Below are 24,321 nucleotides of genomic sequence, written 5' to 3'. Positions count from 1 at the left end.
CGCAGACTCTTCTCGTGCACATGGCTCGTTCCGGACTGTCAGGCGACGGCGATCGGGGTGCGCGGAGCACGGCATCCGGCCGACCTTCCGCGGGCCGTTTTGCCCGCCGTGACAAGGCCGTACGGCAGAGCCTGGCGTACGGATATCAAGAAGTGGTCAGCGTGCGAGGTTCCTCTCAGCCGTGCCCGTGCCATGGCGAACCGGATTTAGCATCGGACCGATGAGCGCACACATCCTTGTCGTCGAGGACGACGCGAAACAGGCGGAGGTGATCCGCCTGTCCCTGATCCCCGAGGGACACGTCGTCTGCGTCGTGCACGACGGGCCGGCCGCCCTCGAACAGGCGCGGCGGTGGCCCCCGGACCTGCTGGTCCTCGACGTGATGCTGCCGGACATCGACGGCTTCGAGGTGTGCCGCGTCCTGCGCGCGGAATGCGACGCGCTCGTGCTCATGCTCACGGCGCGCACCTCGGAGGACGACATCCTGACCGGCCTGGACCTGGGTGCGGACGACTACATGACCAAGCCCTACAGCCCGCGCGAGCTGACGGCCCGCGTCCGGGCGATGCTGCGGCGCCGCCGCAGGGAACCCGACGACGACGGGGCGCTGCGGGTGGGCACGCTCGTCGTGCATCCGGACCGGCGCGAGGTGCTGTGCGACGGGCGGCGAGTGTCCTGCACACCCGGCGAGTTCGGGATCATCAGCGCCATGGCGGCCTCGCCCGGGCGGGTCTTCACACGCCGTCAGCTCCAGCGGTGCTTCGGCGACCAGCGGATGCAGACCGAGCGGGTCATCGACATGCACATCATGAACCTGCGCAGGAAGATCGAGGCCGATCCGCGATCGCCGGCCCGGCTGGTGACGGTCTTCGGCGTCGGGTACAAGCTGATCGGCGGGTAGCGTGACGAGCCGAATTCCGCTGCGCCACACCCTCCTCGCGCGGCTCCTGGCCACCTCGGTGCTGATCGCGATGTGCTCGATCGCGGCCACCACGTGGTTCGCGGTGCGCATCACCACCCGCGCGATCGAGCAGGAACAGGGGCAGGTACTGGCGGATGACGCGGCCATCCAGGACGAGCTCACGGGGTACGCCGCCACCCACGCCGACTGGAGCGGTGTGGGACCGGTCCTGGATCGACTGGCGCGCAGGACGGATCAGCGCATCGCGCTGACCACCGAAGCCCACCGGGTGATCGCCGACACTGCCGCGGAGGCGACCGCGCTCCCCCGGCGTGCCTCCGCCGCCATCGATCCGCTGCGTGCGGAGTCCGCTTCGGGCACCGGACGGGTGGAGGGCTATCGCATCGACCCGCGTGCGGTGGGGCCCTACCGTCTTCCGGCCGAGGAACGCTCTGCGCTGCACAAGATCGCGAAGAAGATGTCGCTCTGTCTGCGTGACTTCCGTATAGACGTCCGCGTGGCCGAATCCTCCAGCGGGCGGCCCTCGCTGGAGCCTGCGCAGGACGACGGCCCGCTGGACATGGCCGAATGCGACTACGGCGAGCTGAGTGAACCCACCGCAACGGAAGAGCGGGCACTGAAGCGGCTCGACACGCTGGTGAAGCAGTGCCTCGCCGAGCAGGAACTCCCGGTGACCGAGATCTTCCGGATCCAGCCGGACCTCACCTGGGTGAGCAAGGAGATAACGGACCAGAAGTCCAAGAAGGCCGTGGACGAATGCGTCGACGACAGCCGCAGAACGCAGCTCGACCCGTATGTCGCGCCGCCCGCGCTGCTCTACCTCGCCTCCGCGGACGCAGACACCGCTCCCCTGTTCGACCTGTCGAAGGGGAACACGGTCCGTCTCGTCGGTGTGACGGGCGCCGTGCTCGCGCTGACGGTCGCGGTGACGGCGGCCGTCGCGATCCGGCTGGTACGGCCCTTGCGAGCGCTCACGGACGCAGCGCAGCGCTCGGGCGAGGAGTACGTCACCGTACCGGTCACCACCCGTGACGAGACCGGTTACCTTGCGGCCGCCTTCAACGACCTGTCCGAGCGCCGGTCCCGTATCGAGGCGCAGCGCAAGGCCATGGTGAGCGACATCGCGCACGAACTGCGCACACCGCTGACCACCATGCGGGGCTGGCTGGAGATCGCGGACGACGGGATCGTCTCCCCGGACCCCGAGTTCGTACGCTCCCTCCTCGAAGAAGCGGTGCTCCTGCAGCGCATCGTCGACGACCTGCAGGTCCTCGCCGCCGCCGACGCGGGCGAACTGCGGATCCATCCCGAGCCGCTGCGCGTGGCGGACGTACTCTCCCAGGTGGCGGCCGCTCACCAGGCACAGGCCGCCGCATCGGGAGTGACGCTTCAGGTGCACGCCGCCGCGGACGTCGAACTTACCGCCGACCCGGTACGCCTGCGTCAGGCCGTGGGCAATTTGGTGGCCAACGCCGTCCAGCACACACCTGCCGGAGGCTTCGTCACGCTCGCAGCCCACCGCGGCGGTGACACCGTCACCCTCCAGGTGACCGACACCGGCACCGGTATCGCCCCGGACGACCTCCCCAGGGTCTTCGACCGGTTCTGGCGCGCGGAGAAGTCACGCAGCCGCCGGACGGGCGGCAGCGGCCTGGGCCTGCCCATCGTCCGCAAACTGACAGAGGCCCACGGTGGGACGGTCGGGGCCGAGAGCACGCCGGGCGTGCGGACGGTGTTCACCATCGAGATGCCCGCGGACGAGTAGCTGCCGGCGGGAAGCCGCAGCCCGCGCCGGGGCGGGCCGTGAACACCCCACTCCTTGTCGCCCTCCCCGCGCCAAAGCCCGCTTCGAACGCGGCCGGCTCGTCGAGCGCGCCGGACTCAGCGCCGCCTGAGCCACCTCAATACGCCCTCGACTGAGGGCAGGCCTGTTCTCACAGCCTGACCGAGCCGGGGGACACGGCGCTGCCGTGGCGGGCACCGGCGCGAGGGACGCCGACCGCTGCTGGCAGGCGTTCCTGTGGGCTTCGACGTCGAACGACTTCTTTCTGGTGTGCCTGTTGCACCTGTGCCGGTCGTGGACATGCAGGGGCAGACGCTACGGAAGGAAGTTATGCCCATTGATTCCGAGGCCGAGTTCACGGACGTGTACCGGGCTCATTACGACGACGTTGTGCGGTTCGTGCGCCGACGGGCGCATCCGATGAACGTCGACGACATCGTCGGCGAGACGTTCCTGGCGGCCTGGCGCCGCAGGCGTGAGCTGCCGGACAACCCGCGGCCGTGGCTGTTTCGCACGGCCCGCAAACACGATGCTGAACGACGGGCGCGGCATGCGCCGACGGTCCGCGCTGGTGGTGCACATCCAGCAGACCACCGCCTCCGGCCTGCGGGAGGCGACCGACGATGCCGCGGCGCGGGTGCACCAGCGGCTCGAACTCGGCGCTGCCTGGCAGGCCCTGGCCGCGGATGACCAGGAAGTCCTCGCCCTGCACGTGTGGGAGCAGCTGACAGCCCGGGAGGCGGCGCAGGTCTTGGGCTGCACCCGCGCCGCCTACGCCATGCGCCTGACCCGTGCCAAACGCCGCCTGGCCAAACACCTCACCCCCAACGGTGCCAGCGCGCCCGCCGTCGCTGTCATCCACTGACCCCCCTGATAGGAGACCCTGGTGAACAACGACCTTCTCTCCCGCCTGGTCGACCTGGACGCCGCGCCGCGCACCGAGCTGTCCGCGGCCGAACTCGACCGCAAGGTGCAGCTGCTGCGCACCGTGCTGGAGGACACCGGGCGGCCGGTGCGGACGGCCGGTGCGCCCTTCCGTCGTCCGCTGGTGAGGCGTGTGGCGTTCACGGCGGCCGGGGGGCTGGCCGCCGCGGCGGCGGTGCTGGCGGCCACCGGCATCCTGCCCGGCTCGCAGAGCTCCGGGCCGCTGTCCTCCGCGCAGCTGGCTAGCTGGACCGCCACCCCGGCGGGCCTTGACAGCTCCTCACGCAACGGCGGCGCCGCCGAGAAGTGGTGCCTGGACGCCGCGAAGGGGGGCCAGGACGACAGCGCACCGGCCAAGATCTCGAACGCGGACATCCGCGGATCGGTCGCTTCGATGGTCGTCACGAGCGCCGGTGAGACGACGTACTGCCTGGCCGGTTCAGACGGGTCGGGCGTGTCGATGGCGCTCGACACGGTGGCGGCCGGCGCCGCCGCCGACGCCGTCACCCTGGACACCCTCGGTGCCCGTGGCAGCGACTCCGGCCAGTTCAACTACGCGCTCGGGGCGGTCGGGGCGGACGTGAGGGAGGTGACCGTGCGCGACTCCGGCCAAACGGTGCAGGCCACCGTGCAGAACGGTCGCTGGACCGCCTGGTGGCCCGACGGCAACCCCGAAGGCCTGCTCACCGGCACGCTGACCCTCACCCTGGCCGACGGCACCACCCGCACGGTCAACGGCCCCTCGCTGCTGGGCTGAAGAGCGCCGCCCCGCTCGTGCCGCGCAGGGCCATGGGTTCGACCGGCGCGACCACACCGCTGCACGACGGGTGGGCCCGCGCCGATGGGCTGCCGCGCGCCCGAGGGCAGGGCGCTGTGAAGCCGGCGCGCCGCACTGATGGCAACGGCACCGGTTCCGTCCCGGTGACGGTGGAGCGGCACGCTCGTTCGCCGTTCCACCTGCCAGGGCCGGACGGTGGGGTGTGTGCCGGGGCCGGCTCCCCGAGCGGCTGCAGCACCACACTCTGTGTGCGTAGCACAGCGCGGAGGACTGTCCACGATTCGATGGCCAGTCCTCCGCCCGCCTGCTTGGTCCGCATCCTTGTCGTGGTTCCACGTGACGTTGTCGTTCTGCCGGAGGACGACGTCGTTCGCGTCGGAGTCGGTGCCGTGGCCGAGGGGCACCTGCGGGCCGGCCTGCGTCAGCCCCCGGTCACGGTCGCCGATCGCGAGAACACCGACTTCCTGCTGTTCGCGCAGGCGCTCTCCGCCAGTCGGTCACACCGACGGAAGTGAAGCGACCCGTGCCATACGTCCGGGCCGGCACAGGCACGGTGGAGCACCGGTCCCTGATCCACGTCTTCCCCTCATGGCCGGTTCCCCGCATGCGCGACTCGGCTCACTGCACGCGCAGCTCCGTGGCCCGCGTGTTCAAGCGGAGGAAGAGCAGACCGACGAGGGTGATCGCGACGGCGGCGGTGACGGCTCCCCCGGCGAGCAGGGCGAGCCGGTCCCAGGGGACGTCTACCGTGACCGGCACCTTCTCCGCGGTGAGCAGCACGGTGTGTGCCTGCTCGTAGGCGGGGTCCTGACAGGCATCGGCTGGATCGCCCGGCAGCGGTGTGCAGCGGTGCACCTCCATCCGCGCTGCTTCGCGGGCGTCCGGTACGGCGAAGCGCGGCAGCAGCGCGCCCACGGTCACGGACAGGGCGACCGCGGGAACGACAGGTGTGAGGACCTGCCAGCCGAGTGCGCGGACGAGGACGCCCCGCTGGGTGCCGGCGGCGACGAGGGAGGCGAGCGTGCGCCTTCTGGCCGCGACACCGTCGACGAGCGCCACCAGCAGGCCCATGGCGGCGATCGCCATCGCCACCAGAACCGCGTATCCCACGAGTGCGTACGCGCGCTCGTAGAAGCCCGTGCCGGACGGGTCGTACGGTTCACCGAGGAGCCGTGCGAATCGTCGCGTGTTCTCCTCCTGGGCCGCGACCGTTGCCACGGTCAGTGCGGAGAGTCCGGCGGCTGCGGATCCGGCGATGAGCCCTACCAGCATCGAGGAGAAGGTGCGGCTGCCGGACCACGGGTCGGCCATCAGCCGCCTGCCGGCCAGAAGTGCGGCGGGACGACGGGCGAAACGGTGCAGCACCCGGCCGACGGTGTACGCGATCCAGCCGGTTCCCGACACGACGCCGACGCTGACGGTGAGGGCACCGACCGCGATCAGTCCTCCGATGACCAGCAGGGGCACGTCGTCGTTCCGCGGGTGGTCGGTGAAGTACCGGTGGACCGGTTCGACGAGCGCGCACGCTCCGAGACCCGCGAGGATGAGCACGCCCGGTGTCCTGCTCGGGCGGCCGCGCGAGATGCCGCGGACCACGCCGAGCGGGGTGAGCGTCACGCGGCGCAAGGTGAGCACCGCCAGCAGTGTGACGAACAGCGGCACACCCGCAGCGACGCCAGTCATCAATGCGGGTCCGGGCAGGACGTCCGTCGGCAGGGGCCGGCGCCCGTCGGCACCGGGTGCGTCGAGCAGCGCACGGCCGAGGAAGTACACGCAGTAGCCCGTCGCGACACCGAAGGCGGACGCGAGGGCGGTCTCGGCCGCCGCTATCCGGACCACCTGGCGCGGTGTCGCTCCCGCCATCCGCATCGCCGCGAGTCGGCGCTCCCTGCTGGGGGCGCCGAGCCGACTGCACTGCGCGACGAACGCCAGGACCGGAATGGTCAGCAGCAGCATCCCGAACGCGACACCCGGGCGCAGACCTTCGTCGTTGAGCAGGTCGTTGGTGTACATGGCCGCGTGCGTTTCGGTCACGGCGAGGACCGTTGCCGCGGCAAGCAGGGTGAGTGTGCCGAGTGCGGCGCCGAACGCCGTCAGTGCGATGCGGGTCCGATCCGCCCGGCCGCCGGCCAGAGCGAGCCGGAGCGTGATGAGCGGGCTCACCGGGAGGTCTCCGCGGTGCCGGCGGGAAGCGCTGTGCCCGCACCGAACAGGGCGAAGTCGCCGGCTTCCACCGCTCCGTCGCGCAGCCTGATCTCCCGGTCCGCGTACGCGGCGACCGTCGCGTCGTGCGTGACGAGCACGACGGTGGTGCGTTGGGTTTGGGCGGCCTGGACCATGTGCTGCAGTACGACCTCGCTCGCGAGGGTGTCGAGTGCGCCGGTCGGCTCGTCGGCGAAGAGGATTTTCGGCTCGGTGACCATGGCCCGGGCGAGTGCCACCCGCTGCTGTTGCCCGCCGGACATCTCACCGGGCAGCCTGTCCGCCAGTTCGGCCACCCCGAGCCGGTCGAGCCACTCGAGTGCCGTCCCCGCCGCACGGCGCCGGCGGACACCGCCGAGCAGCAGCGGCAACGCCACGTTCTCCGCCGCGGACAGCTCCATGACGAGCTGTCCGAACTGGAACAGCACCCCGAAGTCCGTACGCCGCATGGCCGAGCGCTGTGACTCGCTCCACTCGTCGACACGCCTGCCCTGGTACCGGACGGCGCCGGCGTCCGGGCTCAGGATGCCCGCCAGGATGTGTAGCAGCGTCGACTTGCCGCAGCCGCTCGGCCCGGTGACGGCGACGATCTCGCCCTCTCCTATGCCGACCGAGATGCCGCGCAGAGCCTGTGTCGGCCCGTAGGCCTTCACCACGTCCCGGGCTTCGATGATCACTGGTGCACCTCCTGGTGCAGGTCGGTGACGCGGTCCACGGCGGTCTGCATCCACCGCAGATCCGCGTCAAGGTGGGCGATCGCCAAGTCGGCGGCCAGAACGTGGGTGATGGGCAGCGTTCCGGAGGATTTCGCCGCTGTGAGTGCACGCATCCGTGCGAGGTGGGCGGCCCGCTGTGCGGCGAGGTGGCGGCGGGCCGTCGCCTCGTCCGCCACCAGCAAGGTGATCACGACCTTGGCCAGCAGTTCGTTCGACAGGTGGGGCGCCGGCGGTTCGATCCGCGAGATCCATGCGGCCAGCGCTTCCCGCCCGCGGTCGGTGACCGCGTACGCGGTGCGGTCAGGGCCGCCCACCCGGTCGTGCCCGGCCTCGGCGGCCAGGCCGTCGCGGGCCAGGCGCTTGAGGGTCGCGTACACCTGCCCGAAGGGAAGCGGCTTGGCGCCCGGCAGGTGCGTGTCGTGGGCGTGCTTCAACTCGTACCCGTGCATGGCGCGGGGGGTGAGCAGACCGAGAAGGAGATGGGGAGTGGACACGGCAGTAACTATTCACTGAGAGAATAGAAGTGTCAACCGTGTCCGTCGTCGGTGCACTGCCGGGGGTGTGGCGCACCAGGGGCGCCACTCACAATGCCCTCGGCTCCTCGGATCGAACGCCGGGAACGGTGCGCTCACCACGACGTCCAGCGACGGCTTGCGTTCGTCGCCGGGCGAGCACCAGCGACGCCCTGCCCCCGGCCCACGGTCTGGTCGCCCTCCCGCACGCACTCGCCCGCTGGGCCGGGGCGGAGGCGGCGCAGCACGCGCCGCAGGGGGTACCGGCCTGCGTCCCGCGTCGCGGATCAGCTGTTCATCAGGCCTGACTCCCACGCCCAGGCTGCGATCTCCACTCGGTTGCGCGCCTCGATCTTGTTCTGGATCCGCGTCAGATGCGTCTTGACCGTGCCGACGGTGATGTGGAGACGCGCCGCCACCTCGGCGTTGGTCAGCCCCCTGGCGACGAGCGTGACCACCTCGGTCTCCCGGGCAGACAACTCGGCCCCCGGAGCAGCCGCCGGGGTGGTCGCCGACGTACGGAAATGGCACAGCAGCCACACCGTGATGGCCGGACTGATCAGCGCCTCCCCGGACGCCGCGGCCCGCACCGCCTCGACCAGCAAGGCGGGGCCGGAGTCCTTGAGCAGGAAACCGCAGGCGCCACCGAGCAGCGCACGGTGGACGTACTCCTCGTCGCGGAACGTCGTCACGACGATCACCTGCGGCGGCTCGGCCGCGCCCGGCCGCCGCAGCAGCCGCAGCGCTTCCAGGCCGTCGAGCCGGGGCATCCGGATGTCCATCAGCACGACGTCCGGGCGGTGGCGGGCAGTGAGTTCCACGGCCTGGACCCCGTCCACCGCCTCGGCGACGACCTCGATGTCGTCCTCCGCTGCGAGGATCAGGCCGAAACCGGTGCGGACCATCGCCTGGTCGTCCGCGAGCAGCACGCGAATGGTCACACGGTCTCTCTCTGTGTCCGGTCGTGGCCCTGGCCGGGCGCCGTGGGACCGGACGCATTCGTAGGTGCGGTGCCGGTCGGCAGGACTGCCTCGACCAGCCAGCGGCCCCGGGCGGCCGGGCCCGAGCGCAGCGTGCCGCCGATCATCGCGACGCGTTCTTCCAGGCCTCTGAGGCCGAAGCGCCCGCCGGTGCTCCGGCGCCGACCGCCGTCGTTGCTCACCCGTATCCGTACGGTGTCCTCGGTGTGGGCCAGCCGGACCTCGACACTGGTGCAATGGCGGGCGTGCTTGCGGACATTGGTGAGGGCCTCCATCACCACGTGGTGCGCGGTGGTGGCGACCTCTGCCGGCAGCGGGCCGGGCTCACCCTCTTCGACCAACTCCGTCCGGGCACCCGGCAGCTCGAACCGCTCGACCAGCCGGCGTACGGCACCCTCGAGGTCGGCGACCGGCCGCGGGGCGACCCTGTCGTCCGGCTCGCGCAGCATCCCGACCATGCGGTGCATCGACTCCAGCGCCTCGGTCCCCGCCTGCTCGATCCGCTCCAGCGCGGGCGGCAGGAGTTCCGGCTTCTTCGCCGCGACGGCACCGGCGCCCTGCGCCAGCACGACGATGCCGGTCACATGGTGGGCCACGAAGTCGTGCAGGTCCCGGGCGAATTCGGTGCGCTGACGCAGCTGGAGCGCGGTTTCCCGGCGGCGCCGGTCCGCGGCGACGAGGCGGGCGGCCAGCCCTGCCCCCACCACTGCGAAGGCGATCAGCGCGAGGAAGAGGGACACGGCGACGACCGTGTCGCGCACACCGCTGGCCAGCGGGCGCAGCACCACCGCTGCGAGCAGCGCGGGGGCGGTCACCGTCACCGCGACGGGCGTGGCCCGCCAGGTGACGAAGCCCAGCACGACGACGAGCGCGACGGACTCGGTGAACGCATACCCGTCCAGACCGGTGAAGCGGTCGCCGTCCGAGGAGTCCATGGCGTGGACCGCGGAAGCGACGCCGAGCGAGGCAAGGGCAGCGGCCATGGCGGCGACAGGCAGGACGTTCGCCTTCAGGTGCGGGGCGAGGAGGGCCACCAGCACGGCGAGCAGCGCGGCCTCCAGCGGCAAAGCCCCGAACCCCGTGACGCTGAACGCACCCCACCGGTGGTCCAGCAGGCCAAGCGCGCCCAGCGGTAGGGCCAGAGAGATCGTCCACGCCAGGACGCGCGACCAGGAGCTGCAGCGGACGATCACACCGGCGAGCCTAACAAGGCGGTGCGGGGTGCGGCCTCCGTCCACGGTAGGTCGTCGCTGTCTGCCGAAAGTCGTAACGGGCGGCAGCGGAACCTGTCCTGCGGAAGATCCGCGAGGGTGTGCGAGGCGGTGACACTCGGGGCGAGACGACGGCAACGGGCTGTCACGACAGGGAAGTGTTCACACGCATGGTCAATCTCGACTTCACGGTTTCCGCGGCCATGGTGCTGGTGCCCGCACTGGTCCTCTTCGCCGTCCTGGTTCTGTTGCGTGCCCGGTCCGGCAGCCCCGGCTGGACCGGCAGGCATGCGCTGCTGCGGCTGGGCGGCGCTCTCTACGCGGCGGCGGTCCTCCAGCTGACAATCTTCCCGCTGCACGTGGTGTTCGGGACGTACGCCAACCAGACCCCCTGGTACGAGATGGTCCAGTGGGTGCCGCTGATCATCGCGGACTTCAGCTTCGTCCCCAATGTGATCATGATGCTGCCGCTGGGGGCGCTGCTGCCCCTGATGTCCGTCCGCGTGTCCTCCCCAGGACGGGCCGCTCTGACCGGTGCCGGGATCAGCCTGGCCATCGAGCTGACGCAGATGCTGTCGTACATCCTGTTCAGCAACGGCCGCTCCGTGGACATCGACGACGTCGTCGCCAACACCCTCGGCACGGTCCTGGGCCTCCTCGCCCTGCGGTGGGTCGCCCGGGCGCGGTCGCTGGCCGGGCTGGTGCAGGAGCTCGCCCTGCCCTCCGCGCGCCCGGCCGGCATCCCCGCCACCGGGCACGGGCACGCCGGGCCGGCATCCTGACCGATGACGTCCAGAAAGGCATTTCACGTCGGCTGACGGGGTGGGTGATCGTCGGCTGTGGGCGCACCACAGCCATGACGTCCGACCACATGCCAGGTGAGAGCCGCACAGCCGGACCCGCATGCGAGCACGTCAGTCGAGCGCATCGGTGATGGCGGTGAGCCACCCGTCCACAGGACCGAGGGTGATCAGGCCGCTGCCCGCACCGGCGAGTTCGCCCGCGGCCGGCAGCAGGCAGGTGTGGAGTCGCTCCAGCGCGACCCGGTCGCCGAGTTCCAGTGCGACTGCTGTCTCCAGGCAGCACATTGCCTCGTACATCAGGTCCGCGGGCGGCTCCGGCAAGGCGCGCAGTATCGCCCTGGCTTCGGCGCGGCGGCCGGTGCGCAGCGGGACGAAGACCTCGGCCCAGGGGCGGTACGGGCCCCAGTCCGCATCGGCGTCGACGTGTTCGGCTGCTGCCGCTGCCGACGTACTGCCGCCGGCCAGGCGCAGGCACAGCTGCGCGAGGGGCAGCAGGCCGTGCTCGACGCCGGGCATACCGGCACCGTCCAGCTGTGCGGAGGCCGCCCGGTACGCGGCCTCCGCCTGTACGGTCTGCCCGGAAGCAGCCAGACGCAGCGCCCGATACCACTGGGTGAAGACGCTCGCCAGCGGCCGTTCGTGGCGCTCGGCCAGACGTTCCGCGGCGGCGGCATGCTCGTCGGCCGCCCGGAAGTCGCCGAGCGCGCTGCGCGCCTGCACTTGGATCAGGTGGCCGAGGACTTCGAAGGTCACCAGACCGTGGCGGACGGCCAGCGCGACCAGCTCCGCGCCGATCGCGTCCCGTCTCGGCGCGAGCCCGGCCCGGGTGCAGGACTGCATGAAGGCCCCGTTGAGGGCGAACGCCAGCAGCGTGGGATCGTCCAGGCGCCGGGCGATCTCCTCCGCCTCGCCTGCGGCCTGCGGGCCGCGTGCGGAGCGGGTGCCGCGCATCTCCAGTGCGACCGTGGCCAGCAGGCGGCAGCGCGCCGCCTCGTGTGAGCCACCGCGCGGCAAGGCGGCCAGTGTGCGCTCGGCGGCCGCGACGATCTGCTGCGCCTGCTGCGGGTTGTCATTGCGGGTCCAGATCGCCGGGACGTCGTAGGCACCGATCACGCGGGCGGTCAGCTCCGGGTCGCCGAGCTCTTCCGCCGCGGTGATGGTCGCCAGGCGGTGTTCCTGGGCTGACTGCAGCCCGCCGCCTCCGGTGACCGCGAGATTGCGGAGGAGCCCGACGGTCGCCTCCAGCCGGGCCCGCGGGTATGCGGCGACCGTGCGGTCGTAGGCCGCGGCCGCCCGTGTCCACAGCCGGGCCGCCGCCGTCGCCGGTTCGTCCGGTGGGTCGAGGCGCGCGTCCTGGGTGAGGACGTCCGTCTCCAGTCGGCGCAGCTCCGGGCCGGGGTCCAGGCCCAGCTCGTCGGCCAGTATGGTCCGGGCCCGGCGCAGCACCGCGAGTGCATCCGCCTGTCGGCCCGTGCGGTAGAGCGCCAGGGCCAGCAGCCGCCAGGCCTCCTCCCGCCAGGGATGCTCGGCCAGGTGGGCATCCAGGTCGGGTACCGCCTCGGCGGCCAGCCCGAGGGCCAGCCGGGCCTGCGCCTGCTGCTCCACAGCTTGCAGCCGCAGCTCGGCCAGGCGGGAGCGCTCCCCGCGTGCCCAGTTCTCCTGGACGAACTCCGCGTAGGCCGGGCCGCGCCACATGTCCAGCGCGGCCTGCAGTTGTTCCAGCGCCTGCGCGGGCGACAGCTTCGCGGCGGCACCGACGGCCGCCTCGAACCGCCAGGCGTCCACGGCATCCGGTGCTGCCCGCAGCGCATACCCGGGGCCCTCGGTGACCAGCAGACGGGCCGGGGCCCGGGCCGGGCGGTCCGGCTCCAGGACACGGCGCAGCGCGGCGACGAAGGTCTGGACGGCGCCCACGGCGCCCGGCCCGGGCTCGTCCCAGAGGTCCTCCACGAGGTGGGCGACCGGAACCACCCGTCGGCGCGCCGTGATCAGCCGAGCGAGCACCGCCCGGTGCCGCGGCCCCTTCAGCCCGAGAACGCCACCGGCCGCATCCCACGCGACCACTGGCCCGAGCACACCGAAAGTGATCCCCTCCATCCCCGCCTCCCGACCCTGGCCTGCCCTGACCTGCCACGGTACGCGCTGACCGGATGCTGATTCGCCCGCTGCAAACTCGATCGTGTCCGCCGACCCCGGACCCTCGAACACCCGACGAAAGCAGCACACCGTGGCAGCACCGACCATCCCCGGCTTCGACTACCAGCGCGTCCAGGTCGCCGACGGCATCGCCCTCAACGCCGCCGTCGGCGGCTCGGGCCGCCCGATCGTTCTCCTGCACGGCTTCCCTCAGACCCACCTGATGTGGCGACACGTCGCCGCCGACCTCGCGGCGGACCACACGGTCATCTGCCCCGACCTGCGCGGCTACGGCGCGAGCGACAAGCCCGCCGAGGCCGGCCCGGACGTGTACTCCAAGCGAACCATGGCCGCCGATATCGTCGCCCTGGCCCGCGCGCTCGGCCACGAGCGGTTCGCACTGGCAGGCCACGACCGCGGCGCCCTGGTCGCCTTCCGCGCCGGACTCGACCATCCCACCACCATCACCCACCTGGCCTGCCTCGACGTTCTCCCGACCCTCGACATGTGGCAGGTGATGCGCGGCACGAAAGCCGCCATCGGGTTCCACCTCTACCTCATGGCCCAGCCCCCGGGCCTGCCCGAGCAGATGATCGCGGCCGCACCGGACGCCTTCTTCGGCCATTTCCTCGACATCTGGACCCGCGACCCCGAGGCCGTTCCCGCTGATATCCGCGCCGCTTACCTGGATGCCTGCCGCGACGCGGTGCCCTCGATCGTGGCCGACTACCGCGCCTCCGCCGACATCGACGTCGACCACGACCAGGCCGACCGGAACGCCGGCAGCCGACTGGACATGCCGGTCGCCGTGCTCCAGCAGGACTGGGGTGCCGCCCTCGGCTTCGACGCCCGGGCACTCTGGTCCGCCTGGGCACCGAAGCTGGCCCACACGACCGTCGGCTGCGGCCACTTCATGGCCGAAGAAGCCCCCGAGCAGATCGCCTCGGAACTCCGCAAACTCGTGCTCCGCTGAGCACGCGGCGCCGACGGCGCCCGCAGCGACTTACCTGCAGCTTCTGACGGCAGATCAGAGGGAGTTTTCAGGTCCTGCAGCGGCAACCCGACCCATGACGACATCACGCATTCAAGATCATCTGTCAGGTCTCCGACTCCCTCACCGCATTCAAGGTTTTACCGTCTCGTGGAACGGAGCGACTACGACAGTACGCTTTCCGTTGAAACCATGTCGGAAATGAGCGAAGCGGCGGGAAAGCGGTCACATGGCAACGGCCACAGGAGATACCACTCGTAGACCCTGGATCTCCCCTGTCCGGCGGGAGGACCCGACGATGTCGTCGGGCCTCCCTGCTCGTCTTGTCGGACGCGAGGCCGAGCTGGCGGTGCTGCGGGACGCCATCGCACAGCTGCGAGCCGGCACCGGTGGCGTGGTCGTGGTCGAGGGTGAGCCCGGTATCGGCAAGTCGTCACTGGTCGCCGCAGCGGTCGCGGTCGGCCAGGAGTCCGGCTGCACGGTGCTGCACGCCACCGCGGATCAGGCAGCGCACCCGTTGCCGCTGCGATTGCTGTGCGACTGCCTGGAGATCAAGCAGCGCGCGAACGATGCCCGCCGCGCCGAGATGCTGCGCTTCGCGCGCGCCGAGCGGCCCGACCTCCTCGTGAGCAGCGCCGTGCACGCCGCGATGATCGAGATGCTCCTCACCCTGGTCGAGGACGACTGCGCGACCGCGCCGACCATGATGGTGCTCGACGACGTGCAGTGGGCCGACGACGCGTCGCTGGACGTGTGCCGGCGCCTGGCATCGACCGCCGCGCACCTGCCGTTGTTGTTGGTCCTCTCCTTCCGGCCGGTGCCCCGCGGATCCGGGATGCGGCAGCTGCGCGCCGCGCTGCGCGGCCACGCCACGACAACGATCTCGTTGGGGCCCCTCGGCCCGGACGCGATCCGCGATCTGCTGTCCGATGTCGCCGGTGCGCCGCCAGGTCCCGCGCTGGTCGAGCTTGCCGCCCAGGCCAGCGGCAATCCCCTGTACGTGCGGGAGCTGGTCGAGTCCCTGGTGCGTGAAGGCGGCGTGACGGTCGGCGAGCATGCCGATCTGCGGGAGACCTCGCTGTGCACCGTCCGAAGGTCGCTGGCTGCGGCACTGGACAGTCGGCTGAGCTTCGTGCGGGCCGACGCGCTCGACATACTGCGGGTGGCCGCGCTGCTCGGCCGGGAGTTCGCGGTCGGAGAGGTGGCAGCGGTCCTGGGCCGGTCCACCATCGACATCTCCGATGATCTCCAGGAGGCGGTCGCAGCCGGGATCCTCGTCGATGCCGGTACGCGGATGGCGTTCCGGCATCCGCTGATCCGCCAGGCGTTGTACGACGGCATGCCGACGGCGCTGCGCGTTGCGCTGCACCAGGACGCGGCCCGGGCGCTGGACGGTATCGGCGGTGTCGAGCCCCAACGGGTGGCGCAGCAACTGCTGGAGTCGGGCCGCGTCGGCGACCGCTGGGCCCGGCGCTGGCTCGCCCGCACCGCGCCGGTACTGGCGGTCAGGGCCCCGCGCCTCGCGGCCGAGCTGATGGACCGGGAACTGGAACACGGGGTCGCGGACCAGCGTGACCGTGCCGCGTTCAGCGCGGCTCTTGCCCAGATCCTGATCGGCGCGGGCGAGCACGAGAAGGCCGCGGGCCGTGCCCGGCAGGCCCTGGCGGTGTCAGGAGAGCCGGCCGACCGCGGGCGGATGTACTGGGTGCTGGCCCGCGCGCTGTTCAGCGGCGGTGACAACGACGCGGCGGTCGCAACGCTGGAGCAGGCATTGGAGGAAGATCTGCCCGACGCCTGGCGCGCCCGGTTGCTCGGCTCGTTGGCGATGTTCCAGCGGGCCGGATCGGGGGCGCTGGAAGCCGCGGACGCCACCGCGCGCCGCGCGCTGGAGACCGGCGAAAGTGCCGGAGACACGTTCGCCATCGCGTACGCGCTCACCGATCTGTGGCTCACCCATTCCGTACAGCGGCAATACCTGTCCGCGCTCGACTGCGTGGACCGGGCCCTGGAGACACTGAACGCCACCGACGACCACGCGGACCTGCGGTGCTATGCACTGCATGCCCGGATCTTCACCCTGCAGAACCTGAGCCGGTGGTCGGACGCCGAGGCAGCCCTTCGGGATGCGCGGCAGTTCCTGCTCGACGACGACCGGACCGATGACGCCAGGTTCAGCGTCACCGCCGCAGTCCTCACCTACTGGCTGGGCCAGTGGGACGACACGCTGGCGGAGCTCGAATCGGTCGACCAGAGCGTCTCCGCGATGACCTACCGGGGTCTGCGCGAACGCGGCCCCATATGGCTGTGGCACGGCTTGGCCGCCCTCATCGCCGTCCGCCGGGACGATCGCGCCGCGGCCGAGGGGCACCTGCGGGCCGGGCTGCGTCAGCCACCGGTCACGGTCGCCGATCGCGAGAACACCGACTTCCTGCTGTTCGCGCAGGCGCTCTCCGCCGAGCAGCACGGGGACCCGCACCTGGCCCTCTCGCACCTCGGCGGTCTCCTCACCCGGGAGCCGGGCGAGATGACGCTGATCCACCAGTGGCTGCCCACGGTTGTCCGTCTGGCACTCGCCGTGGACGACGACTCCGCCGCCGCGGCCGCGCTGGCCGCCTGCCGGGCCGAGGCAGCCGCCGAGCAGGTCCCGGCCCGCGCCACGGCCGCAGCCAACTGGTGCACAGGACTCTACGAGCGCGATCCGGCACCGTTGCGCTCGGCGATGGAGCACTACCGGGCCGTCGGCGTGCCGGTGGAGCTGGCGGGAACGGTGGAGGACCTGGCCGTCGTCCTCGCCGAACACGGCAACACGGGCGAGTCCAAGCGCCTGATCGGCGAAGCCCTCGACCTCTACGGCGGATTCGGCGCGGTCTGGGACATCCGCCGCGCCGAGGCACGGCTGCGCCGGCACGGGATCCGCAGCGGCGTGCGCGGCGCCCGGACCAAGCGGCCCGCGCACGGCTGGGACGCCCTGACCCCGACCGAGCACAAGATCGCCCTCCTGGTCGCGGCCGGCCGCTCCACCTCCGACATCGCACAGAGCATGTTCCTCACCCGGCGCACCACACAGACGCACATCTCCCACATCCTCGCCAAGCTCGGAATGCGCAGCCGCGTGGAGATCGCCCGGGAGGCCTTCAACCGCGACCCCGCAGCCATTCCCACCGATCTCTGACACCAACCGCTGTCAGGTCTCGGCGACCAGGCGTCGGCGCCGGTGAGCATCTGACGTTGGTGGTGGTCCGGGCGGCGTGGGATGACCCGTGGACACGGATCAGCGCACCTTCCTGATGGGAATGACGGCCAGAGCGCCGACCACACAGACCGCGGCGGCGACGCCGAGCAACAGGTGGTACTCGCGGCCGCCCGCGGTGTTGACCAGCAGCGCGCCGACGGCGGGAGCGATGGACTGCGGTGCTGCATTGGCGATGTTGAACACGCCCAGATCCTTGGCCGAGTCCTCCGGATCGGGCAGGACGTCGAGGACGAGGGCGAGGTCCACGCCCGCGTAGACGCCGAAGCCGAGGCCGAGGACCGCTTCGGCGGCGTAGAAGCCGGCTACGGAGTGAGTCGTGATCAACATGGCCGTGCCGATGCCGAAGACGAGCGCCGAGAACCCGACGAAGACCTTGCGGCGCCGCACGCGGTCGGACAGCCATCCGGCCAGCTGACCGGCAGCCATCAGGACCACGGTGTAGACCAGCACGCCGGTGGCCATGACGGACACCGCCCGGTCGTCCGACAGACCCAGCTGGTCCTGAAGGAACAGCAGCCGGAAGGTGGTGAACATGAACATCGCCAGGATCACCATGAAGCGGGAGACGAAGGCCCAGGCGAAGTCCGGGTGCCTGCGGGGGTTCACCCAGAACGTCCTGAGCACCGCACGAAGGCCGCCGCCGTACGGCGGACGCTGCGGCAGCGGCTTGTCGGGCAGGACGATCACGTACAGCACGACCAGGGCGAGCCCGACCGCTGCCGGAACCATGAACAGCAGGAGCACGTCCGTGCCGAGGACCCTCGCCGCGTAGGCGGCGCCGAGGATGGCCAGGTTCTGCATGACGCCGATCAGGCCGGCGACCTTGCCCCGCTGGAAGACCGGTATCTGGTCGGCAACCGACGCGGTGAACGCGGCCAGGGCGGCGTTGGCGAACATCTGGCTCAGGAACCAGGCAACGGCGACGACCGCCAGACTCTGCGCGGTGGCGATGACGGCGAGGCCGGCGGTCAGTCCCAGGGCGCCGATCACCAGCCATGGCCGTCGTCGGCCGAACCTGCCTTTCGTCCGGTCACTGATCCGGCCGAAGACCGGGTTGGCGAGGAGAGCGGCCAGTGCGCCGAGGCTGCTGACCATGCCGAGCGCGGAGACCACATCGTCTTCGGGGACGATGTCCTGCACCTTGATGGCCAGGCTGGAGAAGACCGGGGTGAGCAGGGCCAGGAACAGTCCCAGTTGCGCCAGGGCCATCGTGGTGACCACCCAGGAGCGGGCGCTGCGCTCGGGCGGGGGGCGTTGCTCCGTGTACGGAGGAGCGGGGTGAGGACGGGGAGGGGTGGTGGTCATGCGACGCCTTCGTGCTGGGAGACGCGGCGGGGATTGCGGCGAGAGGCGTCTCGAAAAAACGCTGACACGGGTACTCACACGTGGTACGGACACGTGTGAGTAGCGGCAAAGGTAAGCGCGGGCCGGTGCCTGGGCAAGGGACGGACGGGGGCTTCTTGCTGAGGAGCGGCACACGCGGGGGAGGGTGACGAGCGCCGGAGTCGCCCGTGAGGCCGGAGTCTCCCGTACCGCCTCTCAGCAGTCATGCGCGCCGGCCTGTGACGCCGACCGCTGTCATTTGACAGATGTCTCGCGGCCTCGGGCACCGGAAACTCAGGGGTGCCGACCACCCGATGTGCAGGCGTTGGTCGGTCACACCGACGTAACCGGAGTCATCCATGCCCCACGTCCGGATCAGCACGGACAACAGTGCCGATATCGCTACATATGTCCACGCTTACGGCCAGGGCCAACCGTGTCCTGCCCCTCCACTCGACCGCGTACGGGCCCGCGCTGACGCGGGAAGCGAGCCTGATCCCGGTTTAGGCAGCCTGCACAACGCCGCCTGAACAGCCCCAAGAGGTCAACGAGACGCCGCACGCCTTCCTCAGCAGCGGATTCTCCCGATACACACGGCGACAGTGGGGGCCTCCGGGACGATCCGGTCAGCCGTCGGGCACCACGCGGCCCCATCGCGACATGGGCGACCAGCGGACGGCGGCCTCGTGCGCCACACAGTCGGTCGGGCGGTGACTCTGCAGATGCGGAGTACGTGCCGCACCGGTGCAGGTGGCAACGACCGCAGACATCGCGGCGGTCCCGCGAGCTGGGCCTGCGCGCACTCATCCATGGCAGAAAGGATTCGAGGGAGTCACCATGACCGTCATCGTCTCCACGGACCAGGTAACACCACGAGACCGGCACGCCTTCTTCGCTGACCTCGTGATGCAGACGCACTTCCGTCACAACATGAACTTCCTCGAAGGGCCGAGACCGTTTTCGGCCTCCATCGCCAGTAACCAGCTCGGTCCTCTGCGGATCAACACGGTGCTGTCCGGTCCCGCTCATGTCAGCCGCACTCACCGCCTGTTCTCACATGATCCCGAGGAATACGTGCTCGTCGGCCTGCAGCGCCGCGGAACACCGAGGGTGGTGGCACAGGACAGCGGGCAGGAGGCCGCAATGCGACCGGGCGACATGGTCATCCTGACCTCGTACGGCCCGTACGCATCGGTGTATACGGAGCCGGTCGAGATCGTGTCGGTCATGCTGCCGAGGCCTGCCCTGCTCGTGCCGGATTCGGATCTGCACAGCCTCACCGGAGGGGTCATCCGCGGTGACGAAGGACTGGCACGGCTCCTGTCTCCGTTCCTGTCGCGCCTTGCCGATACCGCCGCAGCGCACACCGCGGAGGTCGGCGAACAGCTCGCACGCAACGTGACAGACCTGCTGGCCACGCTGTGTGCCGAACGACTCGGTCACGACAGGATCGACGCCGAGACCGCCCAGCGCGCCCTGCTTCTGCGGATCCGGTTCTTCATCAACCGCAACCTGGCCGATCCCGGCCTGTCGCCCGAGTCGATCGCCCGGGCGCACAGCATCTCCACGCGCTATCTGCACAAGCTCTTCCAAGGCGAAGGCATGACCGTGAGCCGGTGGATCCTGCGGCGCAGGCTCGAGGAGTGCCGCCGCGAGCTGGACCGCCGCGGCCCCCGCACCCCCACGGTGAGCTCGGTCGCACGGCGCTGGGGTTTCCCCCACCTGGCCCACTTCAGCCGGGCGTTCCGCGCGGCCTACGGGATGTCACCGCGCGAGTGGCAGGAACGCAGCAGCCTGCCTGCCCCAGGGGTGGCCGCTGCCTGACCTGCCGGAGCAAGGAATGCAACGTAGAGACGGGCACATGCGCCGTCTGTGAGCCAGCACAGGGCGAACCATGGATGTCTTGACCAGTGGGCCCGGCAACGGCGCGACGACCCACCACCTCGCCTATGTGGAGATCTTCACGGTGGACGGCGAGGCGGACCAGCCGGTCGGCGGGCCGAGCCTGACGGCGGGTGGCCGGGAGAAACACCTGGCCATCGCCCTTCAGTGCGGCGGCCCGGGGACGCTCACCCAGGACGGCAGGGAAGCGGTCCTGCGGGCGGGAGACTTCACGGTCTTCGAGCCCGCCCGTCCATGCCGGCTGCGGTCCGAAGGGCAAATCGTGTGCTTTGTCGTCCCGCGCCATGCCCTGGGACTGAACAGCGCCGAACTGAGACGGATCACCTGGACGACCGTCCGCGGAGACCAGGGGCTGGGCGCGCTGGTCTCGTGCTTCCTTTCCGGGCTCGCTACTCAAGCGGCGGACTGCGGACCCGAGGTGGGCGAGCGGCTCGCGGGCCACGCCATGAACCTCCTCGCGAGTCTCTTCGCCGGGCAGCTCGGCCATGACGGGGACGGGAGCGCCGAACCTGATGCTTCCCATGCGCTGCTCCTGCGGATCAAAACGTTCATCGAAGAGCACCTCGCCGACCCTGACCTGACACCGGGGGCGATCGCGAGCGCCCACCAGATCTCCGTGCGCTACCTGCACAAACTGTTCCAGGGCGAAGCCACGACCGTGGGCCGCTGGATCAAGCAGCGTCGCCTGGAGAAATGCCGCGAGGAACTCCACCGCGTCGGGCGATCCGCTCCCAGCGTGTCGGCGATCGCACAGCGTTGGGGATTCCCCCACCCCACCCATTTCACCCGGGCGTTCCGGGCCGCCTACGGCATGTCCCCGAGCCAATGGCAGGCGGCGCACCCTGCCGCTCCTGCCCGCTGAGGGGGCGGAAAAGAGCCACGCCAGGAGGGCATACAGCTCCCGGCGACGTGCTGGGGGCATGACGGGCCCCCGCCGGCTCCCGCCTCGACAGGCCGCGCACCGGCGCGGCCACCTCTGGGTAAACAGCAGCTGTGAGCTGTGCCGCCCCGGATCGGCGTGACCTCGGAGGCGTGCCGGATCACCGACCGCGACGGACGCCTGGAACCCGGACCCACTGAGCGTGCCGACGAGTTCTGCCTTGCCGCGTGCTTGTCCAGCAGCAGGTGCAGCCGGTGGAACGTCGCGCGGCCGTGTCCCACGACGTGCCACGACGTGGTGTAGGGGATCAAGCGCTACGCGTTCCGGTTCGAGGCCCATGACGATCTGCTTGGAGGCGGCAGCCCACGAAGCGTCCCGGTAAAGCGAGTCGGACAACCGATCGGGCGCAGCAACCGTCCCTGGCCTGCGGATTCCGATGTCTTGATCCCCTACACCACTTGGCGGGACGCCATCCGTCGAGCCCCGCATGATCCAGTGGTCGTCCTGTAAAAGACGCCGGCAGGAGTACATGCGCCGACCGTCTCGCGGTCGGGGACGGACGGCTGGTCGGCGGAGCAGAAGTGCTCAACGGCGGGTGACGGTCGGCGACACCTGCCGTTCGCTGAAGAACAAGCAGCGGTGCGCGCGCCGTCAATCATCGCCCAGGCAGTGGTCTTAGCGTGACGATCAACACGCACCGGGAGATCTGCGCATGATCCGTGTCATGTCGTCGGAAGGGCCGGTGTACCAACCCAACACCCCAGGAGATTGACATGTCTGACGCCATCGAGCCGGTTCAGCCGGTCCTGGAGCCCGCTGCGGCTGCCTTCGCGGAGGCGACCGCCAATCCGCCGTACCTGTTCGATCTCGGTCCGGTCGAAGGCCGCAAGGCGGTCGACGAGGTGCAGTCCGGCGAGATCGACAAGCCCGCGATCGACGAGGAGTGGGTCACCGTCCCGGGCGGGCCGACGGGCAGTGTCCGGGCGCGCATCATCAGGCCTGCCGGCGTCGAAGGGACGCTGCCGGTGATCCTCTACATCCACGGTGCGGGCTGGGTGTTCGGCAACGCCCACACGCACGACCGCCTGGTGCGCGAACTCGCCGCGGGCGCGAACGCCGCGGTCGTCTTCCCCGAGTACGACCTCTCCCCCGAGGCCCGTTACCCGGTCGCCATCGAGCAGAACTACGCGGTCGCGCAGTGGGTCGTGGGGCAGGGTGTGTCCAAGGGCCTGGACGGTTCCCGCCTGGCCGTCGCCGGCGATTCGGTCGGCGGCAACATGACCGCCGCGCTGACCCTCATGGCCAAGGAGCGCGGCGACGTACCGCTGGTCCAGCAGGTGCTGTTCTACCCGGTCACCGACGCCGCCTTCGACACCGGCTCGTACCACCAGTTCGCCGAGGGCTACTTCCTGCGCCGCGACGCCATGCAGTGGTTCTGGAACCAGTACACGACCGACGAGCAGCAGCGCGCCGAGATCACCGCCTCCCCGCTGCGCGCCTCCACCGAGCAGCTCGCCGGGCTGCCGCCGGCCCTGGTCATCACCGGCGAGGCCGACGTGCTGCGCGACGAGGGCGAGGCATACGCCAACAAGCTCCGCGAGGCGGGCGTCCCGGTCACCGCGGTCCGCTACCAGGGCATCATCCACGACTTCGTGATGCTCAACGCCCTGCGCGAGACGCACGCCGCCGAGGCCGCCATCAACCAGGCCGTCGCAACCCTGCGCACCGCCTTCCGCACCGCCTGACCGCACTGAACCGGCACCGTGGCCACCTCGTGGCCAAGGTGCGCAAGCCGGCGCCCTCTTCATCACCACCGCACCAGGAGTTCTCCATGTCCACCACCCCTGTTCGCACCAGCCGCAAGGCGGCCGTCGCCGCCGCCGTCGCACTTGTCACCGCAGTCACGATCAGCGTCAACGCCACCGCCTCCGCCACCCCATCCTCGTCCGCCACGCACCGAACCGTGGCCCTGGAGAAGGACGCCCAGACTTTCGCCGACGCCGCCGCGAAGAACCCGCCGATCTACACCCTGTCCTACGCCGACGCCCGCAAGGCCCTGGACAGCGCCCAGTCCGGGCCCGTCGCCAAGCCCACGGCCGACATCACCCACCGCACCATCAACGTCGGCCCCACCGGCAAGGTGAACCTCCGCATAGTCCGGCCGGCGGGTGTGAGCGGCAAGCTGCCCGCCGTGATGTACGTCCACGGCGGCGGCTGGGTCCTGGGCAACGAGAACACCCACGACCGGCTGGTCCGGCAGATCGCCAACGGTGCCCACGCCGCCGTCATCTTCGTCGACTACACGCCCTCGCCCGAGGCCCGCTACCCCATTGCCATCGAGCAGGTGTACGCCGCCACCAAGTGGGTCGCCGAGCACGGCAGCGAGATCGACGTCGACGGCTCAAAGGTCGCCGTCGCCGGCGATTCGGTCGGCGGCAACATGGCGGCTGCCGTCACGCTCATGGCCAAGCAGCGCAGCGGACCGAAGCTGAGCGGGCAGATGCTCTTCTACCCCGTCACCGACGCCAACTTCACCACCCCGTCCTACCGGCAGTACGCCGACGGCCCCTGGCTGACCCGCAAGGCCATGAAGTGGTTCTGGGACGCCTACGCCCCGAACGCCAAGGACCGCAAGCAGATCCTGGCCTCCCCGCTGCGCGCCGACCTCAACCAGCTCAAGGACCTGCCCAAGGCCCTGGTCATCACCGCCGAGGCGGACGTGCTGCGCGACGAGGGCGAGGCATACGCAGCCAAGCTCCGCGCCGCGGGCAACGACGTCACCGCCGTCCGCTACGAGGGCACCATCCACGACTTCGCCATGCTCAACGCCCTCGCCAACACCAACGCCGCCAAGGCGGCCGTCGACCAGGCCAACCGCTTCCTCTACGCCGACCTCCACAACGGTTCCTGACCCATGCCGGGCGGCCCGGCCCACCGGGCCGCCCCAGGCAGCACCCCCAACATTCTCCGTGGCCGCGCCCCAGACTCCCCGCAGCCGGACGCGG

Annotated in this window: 19 protein-coding genes and 1 pseudogene; 13 read left to right on the top strand and 7 right to left on the bottom strand. The window is 70.8% G+C overall.

Annotated features, from left to right (window positions below; genetic code table 11):
- Window positions 1-220 precede the first annotated feature (220 nt).
- From OGH68_RS35960 to OGH68_RS35935, 6 genes and pseudogenes are all read left to right on the top strand, one after another.
- Window positions 221-901, top strand: a complete 681-nt coding sequence (locus OGH68_RS35960; RefSeq protein ID WP_264249797.1) for a response regulator transcription factor — start codon at window positions 221-223, stop codon at window positions 899-901.
- A gap of 1 nt (window position 902) precedes the next feature.
- On the top strand, window positions 903-2,687 hold the full coding sequence (locus OGH68_RS35955) for a sensor histidine kinase (protein ID WP_264249796.1): 1,785 nt from the start codon (window positions 903-905) through the stop codon (window positions 2,685-2,687).
- Between the two features lie 318 nt (window positions 2,688-3,005).
- Window positions 3,006-3,170 (top strand): annotated as a pseudogene (locus OGH68_RS36265) (hypothetical protein); the annotation flags it as partial.
- 64 nt (window positions 3,171-3,234) lie between these two features.
- Window positions 3,235-3,570, top strand: coding sequence for an RNA polymerase sigma factor (locus OGH68_RS35945; protein WP_264249795.1), 336 nt, complete (start codon window positions 3,235-3,237; stop codon window positions 3,568-3,570).
- A gap of 21 nt (window positions 3,571-3,591) precedes the next feature.
- Window positions 3,592-4,386, top strand: a complete 795-nt coding sequence (locus tag OGH68_RS35940; protein ID WP_264249794.1) for a hypothetical protein — start codon at window positions 3,592-3,594, stop codon at window positions 4,384-4,386.
- A 410-nt stretch (window positions 4,387-4,796) separates the two neighbouring features.
- A complete protein-coding gene (locus OGH68_RS35935; RefSeq protein ID WP_264249793.1) occupies window positions 4,797-4,922 on the top strand; it encodes a hypothetical protein in 126 nt (41 codons plus the stop codon).
- Window positions 4,923-5,025: 103 nt separating this feature from the next.
- Here OGH68_RS35935 and OGH68_RS35930 read toward each other — a convergent pair whose 3' ends face one another.
- From OGH68_RS35930 to OGH68_RS35910, 5 genes are all read right to left on the bottom strand, one after another.
- Complete coding sequence (locus OGH68_RS35930) at window positions 5,026-6,570, bottom strand: FtsX-like permease family protein (protein WP_264249791.1); 1,545 nt, start codon at window positions 6,568-6,570, stop codon at window positions 5,026-5,028.
- On the bottom strand, window positions 6,567-7,286 hold the full coding sequence (locus OGH68_RS35925) for an ABC transporter ATP-binding protein (RefSeq protein WP_264249789.1): 720 nt from the start codon (window positions 7,284-7,286) through the stop codon (window positions 6,567-6,569). The genes OGH68_RS35930 and OGH68_RS35925 overlap by 4 nt, the downstream gene beginning before the upstream one ends.
- On the bottom strand, window positions 7,283-7,819 hold the full coding sequence (locus tag OGH68_RS35920; protein ID WP_264249787.1) for a PadR family transcriptional regulator: 537 nt from the start codon (window positions 7,817-7,819) through the stop codon (window positions 7,283-7,285). The genes OGH68_RS35925 and OGH68_RS35920 overlap by 4 nt, the downstream gene beginning before the upstream one ends.
- Window positions 7,820-8,124: 305 nt before the next feature.
- Window positions 8,125-8,778, bottom strand: a complete 654-nt coding sequence (locus OGH68_RS35915; protein WP_264249786.1) for a response regulator — start codon at window positions 8,776-8,778, stop codon at window positions 8,125-8,127.
- Window positions 8,775-10,010, bottom strand: a complete 1,236-nt coding sequence (locus OGH68_RS35910) for a sensor histidine kinase (RefSeq protein ID WP_264249785.1) — start codon at window positions 10,008-10,010, stop codon at window positions 8,775-8,777. Before OGH68_RS35910 ends, OGH68_RS35915 begins: the two co-directional genes overlap by 4 nt.
- A gap of 176 nt (window positions 10,011-10,186) precedes the next feature.
- Between OGH68_RS35910 and OGH68_RS35905 the strand changes: the two genes are divergently transcribed.
- On the top strand, window positions 10,187-10,810 hold the full coding sequence (locus OGH68_RS35905) for a VanZ family protein (RefSeq protein WP_264249784.1): 624 nt from the start codon (window positions 10,187-10,189) through the stop codon (window positions 10,808-10,810).
- 132 nt (window positions 10,811-10,942) lie between these two features.
- On the opposite strand, the gene OGH68_RS35900 is transcribed toward OGH68_RS35905, so the two are convergent.
- Window positions 10,943-12,928: a BTAD domain-containing putative transcriptional regulator gene (locus tag OGH68_RS35900; RefSeq protein WP_264249782.1), complete on the bottom strand. Its 1,986-nt coding sequence runs from the start codon at window positions 12,926-12,928 to the stop codon at window positions 10,943-10,945.
- A 130-nt stretch (window positions 12,929-13,058) separates the two neighbouring features.
- On the opposite strand from OGH68_RS35900, the gene OGH68_RS35895 reads away from it, so the two are divergent.
- Complete coding sequence (locus OGH68_RS35895; RefSeq protein WP_264249780.1) at window positions 13,059-13,940, top strand: alpha/beta fold hydrolase; 882 nt, start codon at window positions 13,059-13,061, stop codon at window positions 13,938-13,940.
- Between the two features lie 316 nt (window positions 13,941-14,256).
- Window positions 14,257-17,130, top strand: coding sequence for an ATP-binding protein (locus OGH68_RS35890; protein WP_264249779.1), 2,874 nt, complete (start codon window positions 14,257-14,259; stop codon window positions 17,128-17,130).
- Between the two features lie 99 nt (window positions 17,131-17,229).
- Here OGH68_RS35890 and OGH68_RS35885 read toward each other — a convergent pair whose 3' ends face one another.
- Entirely contained in the window at window positions 17,230-18,516 is a 1,287-nt protein-coding gene (locus OGH68_RS35885; RefSeq protein WP_264249777.1) for an MFS transporter, read from the bottom strand.
- 855 nt (window positions 18,517-19,371) lie between these two features.
- Here OGH68_RS35885 and OGH68_RS35880 point away from each other — a divergent pair.
- The 4 genes from OGH68_RS35880 to OGH68_RS35865 all read left to right on the top strand — a co-directional run bounded on the left by OGH68_RS35880 (window position 19,372) and on the right by OGH68_RS35865 (window position 24,227).
- Complete coding sequence (locus OGH68_RS35880; RefSeq protein WP_264249776.1) at window positions 19,372-20,358, top strand: helix-turn-helix domain-containing protein; 987 nt, start codon at window positions 19,372-19,374, stop codon at window positions 20,356-20,358.
- A gap of 79 nt (window positions 20,359-20,437) precedes the next feature.
- Window positions 20,438-21,298: a helix-turn-helix domain-containing protein gene (locus tag OGH68_RS35875; protein WP_264249775.1), complete on the top strand. Its 861-nt coding sequence runs from the start codon at window positions 20,438-20,440 to the stop codon at window positions 21,296-21,298.
- A gap of 791 nt (window positions 21,299-22,089) precedes the next feature.
- Window positions 22,090-23,061 (top strand): alpha/beta hydrolase, encoded by a 972-nt coding sequence (locus OGH68_RS35870; protein WP_264249773.1) that lies wholly within the window; start codon window positions 22,090-22,092, stop codon window positions 23,059-23,061.
- 86 nt (window positions 23,062-23,147) lie between these two features.
- Entirely contained in the window at window positions 23,148-24,227 is a 1,080-nt protein-coding gene (locus OGH68_RS35865; RefSeq protein WP_264249772.1) for an alpha/beta hydrolase, read from the top strand.
- Window positions 24,228-24,321 lie beyond the last annotated feature (94 nt).

The sequence above is a fragment of the Streptomyces peucetius genome, from assembly GCF_025854275.1.
In the GTDB taxonomy this organism is placed as follows: domain Bacteria; phylum Actinomycetota; class Actinomycetes; order Streptomycetales; family Streptomycetaceae; genus Streptomyces; species Streptomyces peucetius_A.
The sequence above is the reverse complement of the archived record's forward strand: the minus strand, read 5'-3'. Positions and strand labels throughout refer to the sequence as shown.